General features: G+C 70.3%; 11 protein-coding genes. 5 read left to right on the top strand and 6 right to left on the bottom strand.

All coding sequences use genetic code 11. The features are described 5' to 3' along the window. Positions 1-13: 13 nt before the first annotated feature. The 5 genes from KXR53_RS28930 to KXR53_RS28910 all read right to left on the bottom strand — a co-directional run bounded on the left by KXR53_RS28930 (position 14) and on the right by KXR53_RS28910 (position 5,494). On the bottom strand, positions 14-1,009 hold the full coding sequence (locus KXR53_RS28930) for an ABC transporter ATP-binding protein (protein WP_437378765.1): 996 nt from the start codon (positions 1,007-1,009) through the stop codon (positions 14-16). Beyond that, the gene (locus tag KXR53_RS28925; protein WP_437378764.1) at positions 1,006-2,010 is read right to left on the bottom strand and encodes an ABC transporter ATP-binding protein; all 1,005 of its coding nucleotides are present in this window, start codon (positions 2,008-2,010) and stop codon (positions 1,006-1,008) included. Before KXR53_RS28925 ends, KXR53_RS28930 begins: the two co-directional genes overlap by 4 nt. Further along, entirely contained in the window at positions 2,000-2,893 is an 894-nt protein-coding gene (locus KXR53_RS28920; RefSeq protein ID WP_437378763.1) for an ABC transporter permease, read from the bottom strand. Before KXR53_RS28920 ends, KXR53_RS28925 begins: the two co-directional genes overlap by 11 nt. Continuing rightward, on the bottom strand, positions 2,890-3,807 hold the full coding sequence (locus tag KXR53_RS28915) for an ABC transporter permease (protein WP_437378762.1): 918 nt from the start codon (positions 3,805-3,807) through the stop codon (positions 2,890-2,892). Before KXR53_RS28915 ends, KXR53_RS28920 begins: the two co-directional genes overlap by 4 nt. Before the next feature lie 73 nt (positions 3,808-3,880). After that, positions 3,881-5,494 carry a peptide ABC transporter substrate-binding protein gene (locus KXR53_RS28910; RefSeq protein ID WP_437378761.1) on the bottom strand — a complete coding sequence of 538 codons (1,614 nt, stop codon included), beginning with the start codon at positions 5,492-5,494 and terminating at the stop codon, positions 3,881-3,883. 296 nt (positions 5,495-5,790) lie between these two features. Between KXR53_RS28910 and KXR53_RS28905 the strand changes: the two genes are divergently transcribed. Next, positions 5,791-6,879, top strand: coding sequence for a Gfo/Idh/MocA family protein (locus KXR53_RS28905; RefSeq protein ID WP_437378760.1), 1,089 nt, complete (start codon positions 5,791-5,793; stop codon positions 6,877-6,879). Between the two features lie 10 nt (positions 6,880-6,889). Continuing rightward, positions 6,890-7,486, top strand: coding sequence for a gluconokinase (locus tag KXR53_RS28900; protein WP_437378759.1), 597 nt, complete (start codon positions 6,890-6,892; stop codon positions 7,484-7,486). Positions 7,487-7,637: 151 nt separating this feature from the next. Here the strand turns inward: KXR53_RS28900 and KXR53_RS28895 are convergent, their stop codons facing one another. Next, positions 7,638-8,552 (bottom strand): LysR family transcriptional regulator, encoded by a 915-nt coding sequence (locus tag KXR53_RS28895; protein WP_437378758.1) that lies wholly within the window; start codon positions 8,550-8,552, stop codon positions 7,638-7,640. Positions 8,553-8,646: 94 nt separating this feature from the next. Here KXR53_RS28895 and KXR53_RS28890 point away from each other — a divergent pair, with 94 nt between their 5' ends. From KXR53_RS28890 to KXR53_RS28880, 3 genes are all read left to right on the top strand, one after another. After that, positions 8,647-9,657 carry a zinc-dependent alcohol dehydrogenase family protein gene (locus KXR53_RS28890; RefSeq protein ID WP_437378757.1) on the top strand — a complete coding sequence of 337 codons (1,011 nt, stop codon included), beginning with the start codon at positions 8,647-8,649 and terminating at the stop codon, positions 9,655-9,657. A gap of 107 nt (positions 9,658-9,764) precedes the next feature. After that, entirely contained in the window at positions 9,765-10,676 is a 912-nt protein-coding gene (locus KXR53_RS28885; protein WP_437378756.1) for a hypothetical protein, read from the top strand. Between the two features lie 107 nt (positions 10,677-10,783). Beyond that, a complete protein-coding gene (locus KXR53_RS28880; protein WP_437378755.1) occupies positions 10,784-11,671 on the top strand; it encodes an N-acetylmuramic acid 6-phosphate etherase in 888 nt (295 codons plus the stop codon). The last annotated feature ends 53 nt before the right edge of the window (positions 11,672-11,724 follow it).

Below are 11,724 nucleotides of genomic sequence, written 5' to 3'. Positions count from 1 at the left end.
GGGCGCGGCGCCGTCATGCGGGAACTTCGGCCAGCTCCTCGATCCGGTGGCAGGCGGCGCGGTGGCCGGGGCCGAAGTCGCGCAGCACCGGCGCGGCGCGGGCGCAGAGCTCCGCCGCATGCGGGCAGCGGGTGCGGAAGGCGCAGCCGGAGGGCGGGTCGATCGGCGACGGCGTGTCGCCCTGCAGCACCATCCGCCGTCGCTGCCGCGCCCGCACCGGGTCCGGCACCGGCACGGCGGACAGCAGCGCCTGGGCATAGGGGTGCAGCGGCCGGGCGAAGAAGGCGTCACGGCCCGCGATCTCCGCCTCGCGGCCGAGATACAGCACCATCACCCGGTCGCTGATGTGCCGCACCACGCTCATGTTGTGGGAGATGAAGATCAGCGCCATGCCCAGCTCGCGGCGCAGGCGCATCAGCAGATTGACGATCTGCGCCTGGATCGAGACGTCGAGCGCCGAGACCGGCTCGTCGCAGACGATCAGCTTCGGCCGCAGCACGATCGCCCGGGCGATGCCGATGCGCTGGCACTGGCCGCCGGAGAATTCGTGCGGATAGCGGTGGGCGAGGGCGGGGGACAGGCCGACCTGGCGCATCGCCTCGTTCACCCGGGCCGCGATCTCGGCCCGCTTCAGCTCGGGGTGGAAGGTGCGCAGCGGCCGGCCGATGATCTGGGCCACGGTCATGCGCGGGTCCAGCGAGGCCAGCGGGTCCTGGAAGATGATCTGCATCTCCCGCCGCCGCGGCCGCAACGCGTCCTCGGACAGGCCGGTCACGTCGCTGCCGTTCCAGGCGATGGTGCCGCCGCTGGCCGGGATCAGCCGCAGCACGGCCCGGCCCAGGGTGGACTTGCCGCAGCCGGATTCGCCGACGACGGCCAGTACCTCGCCGGGGGCAAGGTCGAAGGACACGTCGTCCACCGCCTTCACCACCAGAGGCGGCCCGCCCAGCAGCCCGGCCGAGAGCGGGAAATGGACCTTGAGGTTGCGGACCGACAGCACCGGCGTCATGGCACCAGCTCCGGCACGGCGGCGGCCGCGAGCGGCCGGTGGCAGGCGACGACGCGGTCGGCTTCGTCGCGGGCCGGCAGCAGCGGCGGCATCGCGGCGGTGCAGGCCTCGACCCGGCGGTCGCAGCGCGGCGCGAAGGGGCAGCCCGGCAGGTCGGCGGCCGCCGCGGCGCGCGGCTGGCCCGGGATCACCCGCAGCTCGCCCTCGCGGCCCTCCAGGTCGGGCGTCGAATCCAGCAGGCCGCGGGTGTAGGGATGGGCCGGGTCGGCGAAGAGCGGCTCGACCGGCGCCGCCTCCATCACCTTGCCGCCATACAGCACCAGCACCCGGTCGCACATCTCGGCGACGACGCCGAGGTCGTGGGTCACCAGGATCACCGCCGTCCCTAGCTCGCGCACCAGGTCGCGCAGCAGGTCCAGCACCTGAGCCTGGACGGTGACGTCGAGCGCGGTGGTCGGCTCGTCCGCCAGCAGGATGCGCGGGTTGCACAAGAGCGCCATGGCGATCATCACCCGCTGGCGCATGCCGCCCGACAGCTCATGCGGATACTGCCGCATGCGCCGCGCGGCGTCGGGAATCTTCACCCGGTCCAGCATCCGCGTCGCCTTCTCCCAGGCCTCCTGCTTCCGCATCCCCTGGTGGCGGGTCAGCACCTCGGTCAGCTGCGCCCCGATGCGGTGGTAGGGGTTCAGCGAGGTCATCGGGTCCTGGAAGATCATGGTCATGGCCGACCCGCGCAGCCGGTCCAGCCCGCGGCGGTCCAGCGCCAGCAGGTCCTGGCCCTCGAAGCGGATCCGGCCGGTGGCGCTGCCGTTGCCGGCCAGGAGGCCCATGATCGACAGCAGGATCTGGCTCTTGCCCGATCCGCTCTCGCCGACGATGCCCAGCACCTCGCCGCGGCGGACGGTGAAGTCGACGCCATCGACGGCGACCGCGTCGCCCCGGCGCGTCCGGAACCGGATCGCCAGGTTCTCGACCGACAGCAGGGGCTCAGCGCTCATTGGGGTCGAAGGCATCGCGCAGCCCGTCGGCGACGAAGTTCATGCAGAACAGGGTCAGGGCCAGGGCCGCGCCCGGCAGGATCAGCATGTGCGGGTCGGTCTCGATCTTGGCCTGGCCCTCGCTGATCAACACGCCCCAGCTGGTCTCCGGCGCCTGCACGCCGAGGCCGAGGAAGCTGAGCAGGGATTCGCTCAGGATCACGTCCGGGATCAGCAGGCTGGAATAGACGATCACCACGCCGACGCAGTTCGGCATGATGTGCTTCAGCACGATCTGCCGCCTTGTCATGCCCCCGGCCCGTGCCGCCTCGATGAACTCGCGGTTGCGCAGGGCGATGGCCTGGGCGCGGACGATGCGCGACGGCGTCAGCCACAGCGACAGCACCACGGCGACGATCACGGCCGTGCTGCCGCGCCCCAGGGCCATGCTGATCAGGATGACCTGGAAGATGTAGGGGATGCCGTACAGCACGTCGACGATGCGCATCATCACCTGATCGACGACGCCGCCGAGGAACCCGGCCACCGACCCCCAGGTGACGCCGATGGCGACCGCGATCAGCGTCGCCACCAGGCCGATGATCAGTGACACCTGGCCGCCGGCCATGATCCGCAGCAGCAGGTCGCGGCCCAGGTCGTCGGTGCCGAAGGGATGCGCCGAGAACAGGTCGAGCGGCGCGTTCATCGCCTCGAAATTCGCGTCGTCCGGCTCGTAGTCGTACAGCAGCGGTCCGCCGAAGCAGAAGACCACGATCAGGACCAGCATGACCAGGCTGGCCACGGCGGCCCGGTTGGCGCGGAAGCGGCGCAGCGCCTCGCGCAGCGGGCTGACGCCCTCGGCGCCGTCTTCCGGCACGGCGAGATCGGTGACGGCGTCGGTCATGTCCGCGACCTCGGGTCCAGCAGCATCTGCGCCACGTCGGTCAGCATGTTGAACAGGATGATGCAGGAGCCGTAGACCAGCGTGACCCCCATCACCATGGTGTAGTCGCGGCTGATCGCGCTCTCGACGAAGTAGCGGCCGATGCCAGGCACGGCGAAGATGGTCTCGATCACCATCGACCCGGTGATGAGGCCGGCGGTGGCGGGGCCGAGATAGGCGATCACCGGGATCATGGCGCCGCGGATGGCGTGGTGGGTCAGCACGCGCCACTCGCCCACGCCCTTGGCCCGGGCGGTGCGGATGTAGTTGCTGCGCAGCGTCTCGATCATCGCGCCGCGGGTCAGCCGGGCGACATAGGCGATGTTCGGCAGGGCCATGGCGACGACCGGCAGCACCATCGACCGCCAGCCATTGTCCCACCCGGCCACCGGCACCAGGCTCAGCATCAGCGCGAAGACGATCTGCAGGATCGGCGCCATGACGAAGGTCGGCACCACGATGCCGCCCATGGCGACCGCGCTGACCAAGTTGTCCAGGATGCCGTTCCGCCGCAGCGCCGCGGTCACGCCGAGCGTCACGCCGGCGATGGCGTAGAGCAGCGTGGCCCACAGCCCGATCTGCAGCGAGATCGGCAGGCCATGGCCGATCAGCTGCGCCACCGTGTATTCGCGGTAGTACATCGACTGGCCGAAATCGAGCCGCACGACGTCGCCCAGGAAGCGCAGATACTGCTGCCACAGCGGCTCGTTCAGGTGGAACTGCGCCTCCATCCGGGCGATCAGGGCCGGCGGCAGCTTCTTGTCGTCGTCGAAAGGACCTCCCGGCGCGAAGCGGATGACGAAGAAGGTGATCGTCGCCAGCGCGAACAGCGTCGGCACGCTGCCCAGCATGCGGCGGAGAACGGACAAGACCATCGGCCCGGGCTGCTCCCTGCTTGCTTTCCTCGGCAAAGGACGAGGGGCGCGGCCTGCGCCGCGCCCCTCCCGGTCACTTCTCGATGCTCAGATACTTCGACATCGGATGGCCGATCGGGTTGGCGCCCCAGCCCTTGACATAGGTCTGGACCAGGATGTTGTCGCTCGACACCGTGATCGGGATGAACACGTACTGGTCCAGCATGCGCTGCTCGGCGCGGCCCAGGAGCTCGTAGAACTTGGCCTTGTCCGCGGCGTTGGCGTTGGCCTCGTCCATCAGCTTCTCGTACTCGTCGTCCTTCCAGTGATAGCTGGGCGTGCCGGTGTAGCGCAGCGCATCCAGCCAGGTCTTGGCCTGCGGATAGTCGCCGCCATAGCTGTCCATGCAGACCTGCCAGGTGCCGGTGTGCAGCTTCTCCAGCCAGGTCTTCACCTCGGTCAGGTCCAGCTTGGTGCGGACGCCGAGATTCTGCTTCCACATCGCGACGATGCCCTCGACCCGCCGCTTGCTGGCGGCGCTGGACGGGCCGATGATCTCCAGTTCCAGCGGCTTGTCCGGGCCATAGCCAGCCTCGGCCAGCAGCTTCTTGGCCTCGGCCAGCCGCTCCTCCTTGCTCAGCCCGGCCTCCTGGACCTTGCCGGGCTTGTAGCTGGGGTCCTGGTTGATCGAGAAGGTGTACATCGGCACGTTGCCGGCCTTCTCGATCTTCTCCTGCAGGAAGTCGCGGTCGATGGCATAGGCCAGCGCCTTGCGCACGCGGATGTCCGACAGCGGGCCGGCATCGGGCTGGAAGCTCAGATACTTCATGCCCAGCGTCGGGTTCTGGTGCAGCTCCTGCGGCCGCTCCGCCTTCAGCTTCTCCAGCTGCTCGGCCGGCACCGACATGGTCGTGTCCAGCTCGCCCGCCAGATAGCGCTTCAGCTCGGTCGAGACGTCCTCGGTGACGTGGTAGACGACCGTGTCGATCTTGACGTTGGCCGCGTCCCAGTAGTGTGGGTTCTTGACCAGCACCACCTTCGACTGCGGCACATATTCCTTCAGCATATAGGCACCGTTGCCGACGAACAGCTCCGGCCGCGTGTAGTCCAGCTTGTTGCCGGCGGCCTTGAGGCTCGGCTCATGCACCGGCGCCGTGGTGTGGAAGTCGAGGATGTAGGGCGCGTCCGGCATCGGGTAGTCGAGCGTCAGCACGACGGTGCGGTCGTCCGGCGCCGCGGCGCCCAGCTGGGCCGGGTCCTTCAGCTTGCCCTCGTTGAACGCCTTGCCGTTCTTGATGGGCAGCACCTGGGTCAGATAGTAGGCGTGGTTCGAGGCTATCTCGGGGTCGAGCGCACGGACGATGCCGCGCACGAAATCGGCCGCGACCATCGGGTCGCCGTTCGACCATTTCAGCCCGGGCCGCAGATGGAAGGTCCAGGTCAGGCCATCGGCGCTGGTTTCCCATTTCTCCGCCGCGCCCGGCTGCGGGTTGCCCTGCGGGTCCAGGACCAGCAGCGCCTCGAACAGGTCGGCGACGATGTAGTTCTCGCGCGCGCCGGTGTTCAGCTGCGGGTCGAGCGTCGACGGCGCGCTGCCGAAGCCGCGGTTCAGCACCGTCTCCGCCGCCGCCGGGCCGGTCAGCGCCGCTGTGGCGGAGACCGCCAGGCATAGGGCCAGGGCAACGGCCGATTTGTTCAGAAAGCTCATGTAATCCCCCAGGTCCGTGATCCCCCTCCGCCGAGGCGGCGCAACGGTCCCGGTCCGGCCGAGCCGATGCTTATGTGCCTTCCTGCCTCATGCGCCTTGCGGGAACGTTCCGCCCCGCTAGTGGCGATTTGGGCAGGCGCCCGTCGCCCCTGACAAGTCACGAAAGCGACGGAGGCCTGAACTTCAGGTTATCGGGCGGTCCGGGCTTGACCCGGCCGCCCAGACGGTGTCGACAGTCTCCGGGGAATGGGCAGCCCCCAGCAGCGCCCCTTAGACCATGACCCGGGAGTCCCGTCATGACCGGTCCTGTGCGCGTCCTCGTCGTCGGCGTCGGCCATATGGGCCTGTCGCATGCCCTGGCCTATCACCGGCTGGACGGGTTCGAGATCGTCGGCCTGGTCGCCCGCTCGATCGCCAAGACCGACCTGCCGGCGGAGCTGACGGACTATCCGCGCTTCGCCGACTATGACCAGGCGCTCGCCGAGACCCGGCCTGACGCGGTGTCGATCAACACCTGGTCCGACACCCATGCCGAGTTCGCGCTGAAGGCGATGGACGCCGGCGCCCATGTCTTCGTGGAGAAGCCGATCGCGACCACGGTCGAGGATGCCGAGCGCGTCGTGGCCCGCGCCAAGGAGACCGGGCGCAAGCTGGTGGTCGGCTACATCCTGCGCGTCCACCCCTCCTGGGTGAGGTTCATCGAGGTGGCGAAGACGCTGGGCAAGCCGCTGGTGATGCGGATGAACCTGAACCAGCAGAGCTCCGGCCCCTCCTGGACCTGGCACAAGAACCTGCTGCAGTCGCTGTCGCCGGTGGTCGATTGCGGCGTCCACTATGTCGATGTGATGTGCCAGATGACCAGCGCCAAACCGGTGCGGGTGCACGGCATCGGCGCCCGGCTGTCGAACGAGGTCGCGATCCACAATTACGGCCATCTGCACGTCGTCTTCGACGACGGCTCGGTCGGCTGGTACGAGGCCGGCTGGGGCCCGATGATGAGCGAGGTGGCCTATTTCGTGAAGGATGTGGTCGGGCCGAAGGGCTGCGTCTCGATCGTGGTGCCGCAGGACGGGCAGGGCGAGGCGCGGACCGACGCGATTTCGGAGTCCGCCGATATCGACCGGCACACCAAGACCAATGCGCTGAAGCTGCATTCCGCCGCGATCGACGCGGACAACCACTTCGTCGAGAAAGACCGCTGGATCACCATGGCGGACGAGCCCGGCCATCAGGAGCTGTGCGACCGCGAGCAGGAATTCTTCCTGCGCGCGATCCGCGAGGACCTGGACCTGACGGATTCGATGCAGGCGGCGATCGACAGCCTGCGCATCGTGCTGGCGGCGGATGAGAGCTTCCGCACCGGCGAGGTGGTCAAACTCAGTTGAGGACATGCCCATGGCGGCCGCGGATCACGGCGCGACCCAACCCCGATCGTCCGACAGCGGCCGCGGCGACCCGCCCGGCGTGGTCATCGTCATGGGCGTCTCGGGCTCGGGCAAGACCACGATCGGCAAGCAGCTGGCCCGCCGCATGAGCGGGGTGTTCGCCGATGCCGACAGCTTCCACCCCCCGGCCAATATCGAGAAGATGAAGGCCGGCCACCCGCTGACCGACGAGGACCGCTGGCCCTGGCTCGACGCCATGGCGGCGCAGATCGGGCGCTGGCTGGCGGACGGCCAGCCGGCGGTGCTGGCCTGCTCCGCCCTCAAGCGGGTGTATCGCGACCGGCTGGTCGGCGGCCGGCCGGGCATCGCCTTCCTCTACCTGTCGGGGTCGGAGGCGGTGATCGCGACGCGCCTGGCCAGTCGCAAGGGCCATTTCATGCCGCCCTCGCTGCTGCGCAGCCAGTTCGAGACGCTGGAGCCGCCGGGCGATGGCGAGCGGGTGGTGACGGTCGACATCCGCCACCCGCCGCGCCGCATCGTCGACATCGCCGCCCGCCGCTTCGGGCTGCCGGCGCAGCCCGGCTCATCCTTCTCAACGGCCGGATAGGCTGACGGGCCGGAGCCGCCCCCTCACCCGAAATCGCTGGCGCGATTTCGACCTCTCCCCAGGGGAGAGGTGTAGATGGCACGGCTCCTATTCCCCTCTCCTCGGGGAGAGGGAGGGGCCCGACGCCGAAGGCGGCGGGAGGGTGAGGGGGCTATCCCGCCGTCAAGGGTACGACCGCCGGCGCCAGCCTTTGCCGCAGCGCGTCCTCGAGATGGTCGACCGTGCGGTCCAGCCGGCCGAGATGCGGCGCCCGCACCACGCTGATCGCGAAGTCGAAGCGGAAGCCGGGCAGGTCGATGCGGCGCAGCTCGTCGCGCGCGGTGAACGGGGCGCAGCGCCGCGCCGGCAGCACGCCGAGCCCGAAGCCCGAGCGGATCAGCGACTGCTGGATCGCCAGGTCGTGCACCTCGGCCGAGACCTTGAGCGTCAATCCCTCCCGCGCGAACAGCGCCTCCAGCGCCGGCCGCACGTCGCAGGATTCGCGCGGGCTGACCACCCAGTCGCAGGCGGCGAGGTCGGCCAGCGACGGCCGGCGCGGCAGGGGCAGGCTGCGGGCGCCGACCACCACCAGCTTCTCCTGCCCCACCACCCGTCCGGGATAGGGGGCCGCGCTCTCCTGCAGCAGCACCACTGCGGCGTCGAGCCGGCCGCGGTCGAGATCCTGCAGCAGCGTGGTGGCCAAGCCGCCGGTCAGGCGCAGCGACAGCCGCGGATAGCACTGCCTCAGGTCGCGCATCAGCGCCGCGAAATCGGTCTCGGCGAAGGCGTGCAGCACGCCGATGCCCAGCCGCAACGGCCCTTCCGGCTCGGCGTCCCCGCCGGTGCCGGCCTTCAGATCCTCCACCGCCGCCAGGATGGCGCGGCAGCGGTCGAGCGCGGCGAGGCCGGCCGGGGTCAGCCGCGGCGGCTTCACCCGCCGGTCCAGCAGCGTGGCGCCGAGATGCTGCTCCAGCCGCTGGATCTGTCGGGTCACCGCCGGCTGGGTCAGCGGCAGCCGCTCCGCCACCCGCTGGATCGAGCCGGTCTCGGCCAGGAGCACGAAGGCGCGCATCTCGTCCAACATCATGCTGATCCGTCATGAAGTTTCTGAAAATAATGAATTTGAAGATTAGCGAGGGCCGGGCGATCTCTCCAGAGGCAACATTCTTGGAGCGAGAGCGATGAAGGCATTCGCGATCGAAGAGGGCTCGGGTCTCGACCGGCTGCGGCCGGCGGAGCGGCCGGTGCCGGAGCCGCGGCGGGGTGAGGTGGTGCTGCGGATGCGCGCGGCCTCGCTGAACTACCGCGACCTGGAGATCGTGCACGGCACCTACCACTCCGAGTTCGAGCTGCCGATGGTGCCGCTGTCCGACGGCGTCGGCGAGGTCGCGGCGGTGGGCGAGGGCGTCACCCGCGTCAAGGTCGACGACCGCGTGGCCACGACCTTCTGGCAGGGCTGGGTCGCCGGCGATTTCGAGGGAATCGAGCGGGCGGTGCCGCTGGGCGGGCCCGGCCCCGGCGTGCTGGCGGAATATGTCCGGCTCGACGCCGACGGCGTGATTCCGGTGCCGGAGCACCTGACCGACGAGGAGGCGGCGACGCTGCCCTGCGCCGCCCTGACCGCCTGGACCTCGCTGATCGCCGAAGGCGGGCTGAAGCCCGGCGACACCGTGCTGGTCCAGGGCACGGGCGGGGTCTCGATCTTCGCCCTGCAATTCGCCGTGGTCGCCGGCGCCCGTGTGATCGTTACCTCTTCCAGCGACGAGAAGCTGGAGCGGGCGCGGGCGCTCGGCGCCTTCGGCACGGTCAACTATCGGACGACGCCGGGCTGGGACGAGGCGGTGCGCGACCTGACCGGCGGCCGCGGCGTCGACCATGTCATCGAGGTCGGCGGCCCCGAGACCTTCGCCCGCTCGCTCGCCGCGATCCGCACCGGCGGCCAGATCAACGTGATCGGCTATCTCGGCGGCAAATCGGCCGAGATCAACCCGGTGCAGATCATGTTCCGCCGCGCCCGCATCCGCGGCATCCCGGTCGGGTCGCGCGAGAGCTTCGAGGCGATGAACCGCGCCATCGCCGCCACCGGGCTGCGGCCGGTGATCGACCGCAGCTTCCCCTGGACCGAGGCCCGCGAGGCGCTGCGACATCTCGAATCAGGACGGCATTTCGGCAAGGTCGTGCTGGGCTTCTGAGGCGACGAGAGGAGATTTTTCACAATTCAAGGGCTTGGCAGCCGCGGCCGGAAGGCTAGTCTTGGGGGAACCATCACCATCCGTTCCCCGGGAGAGACGGCCCGCCCATGCCGCGGTCCTGCCACCCCCTTTTGCTGCGCGCCGCAGCCACTGCTGCGCTGGTCCCGGCGGCGGTGCCAGCGGCCCATGCCTGGCCCGACCAGGATTACGACGCGGCCGCCGGCGGGGCCGCGCCGGCCACGACAGCGCAGGCCCAGGGCTTCATCCCCGACACCGGCATCATCTTCGACATCCCCGCCGACCCCGAACTCGGCCCGGCCTGGCGCTGGGACCGGCTGGGCACGGCGCCGCGCGCCCCGACAGGGCTGAGCACCTATGCCGCACCCGACCAGGACTATTCCGTGGTCACCGGCGAGCGCGACCCGACCGGCGCCGGATCGGTCGCGGCGGCGCTGCGGGCCGAGACGCCCGGCTTCATCGCCAAGACCGGCGTCACCTTCGAGATCCCGGCCGATCCCTATCCCGGCTTCGCCCAGCGCTGGAACCGGCTGGAGATGGCGCGGCGCTCGGCGACCGGCAAGGCTGAAGCGAGCGTAGGCCTGACGCAGCTGCCCTGGTTCGTGCCGTTCTTCACCTCGGCCCGGATCGAGGCCAGCTTCGACCCGGAGGCCGACGAGGGCACGGGACAAGTGGCGGCGGTGCTGTCCAGCACCTGGTCCCTGATCGGGCTGACCGGATCGACGGAGAACCGCTACGCGGTCATCCGGGGCGGCCTGCTCGGCACCGAGGCGCCGGTGACGCATTGGGAGATCGACCGCACCACCCGGCTGGAGCTGCCCTGGCACACGACGGCGCTGCTGCTCGGCGGCCAGTATTCCAGCACCGACCGGCACCTGACCGGCAGCATCGGCGCCGAGCAGACGGTGCTTGGCCCGCTCAAGGTCAAGGCCTCGCTGATCGATCTCGGCACCGAGCAGCCAGGCGCCAAGTTCACCGCCGGAATCTCCTTCGACTGGTAGGGTGCGGCGCCGTCCGGATCGGGCGCGTCCACGACGATCTTGCGCCGCGCAGGCAAAGCTGGGAGAGTGTGGTCTAGACCACTCACGCAGACCAGCGACCACGCCGCATGGGAACCGAGACCGCATCACGCCGCTTCAGGGGCATCGACACCTGGGAGGATGCGGAGATCCTCGACGCGCTGCTGGAATCCCAGCTCGCCGCCGTGGCCTCGGTGCGCCCGGCGCTGCCGGCTCTCGCCACCGCCGCGGCCGATGCGGCGCCCCGGCTGCGCCGCGGCGGGCGCCTCATCTATGCCGGCGCCGGCACCTCCGGCCGGGTCGCGGCGCAGGACGGGTCGGAGCTGTTCCCGACCTTCGGCCACCCGCAGGATCGGCTGGCCTATCTGATCGCCGGCGGCGCCACGGCGCTGAGCCGGCCGGTGGAGAACGCCGAGGACGATGCCGAGGCCGGCCGGGCCGAGGCCGCGGCGCTGCGGCTCGGCCCCGATGACGTGGTGATCGGCGTCGCCGCCAGCGGCGGCACCCCCTACACCCGCGCCGTGCTGCAGGAGGCGGCCCGCACCGGCGCCCTGACCATCGCTGTCGCCTCGAACCCCGGCGCGCCGATCTTCGGCGACGCCGCCCATGCCGTGCTGCTGCCGACGGGGGAGGAGCCGATCGCCGGCTCGACCCGGCTCAAGGCCGGCACGGCGCAGAAGGTGGCGCTGAACCTGTTCTCGACCCTGGTGATGACCCGGCTCGGCCATGTCTATGACGGGCTGATGGTCGACATGCAGCCGACCAACGCCAAGCTGAACGACCGCTCGGTGCGCATGCTGCGCGCCATCGTGCCGGTCGATGAGGCGGCGGCGCGCGTGGCGCTGGACGCGGCAGGGCAGAACGTCAAGCTGGCCGCCCTGGTGGCGCTGGGCGACAGCGCCGAGGACGGGCGCCGCCGCCTGGACGCCGTCGACGGCGATCTCCGTCGCGCCCTGGCGGCGAAGCAAGGATCCTAGAGAGACAGCGGGCGGGCTGCCGCCCGTGGGCAACGGCGAAACGCCGAACAGAG

Source organism: Inquilinus limosus (assembly GCF_051487185.1).
GTDB classification, from domain to species: domain Bacteria; phylum Pseudomonadota; class Alphaproteobacteria; order DSM-16000; family Inquilinaceae; genus Inquilinus; species Inquilinus limosus_F.
This window is presented reverse-complemented; position numbering and strand designations above follow the sequence as displayed.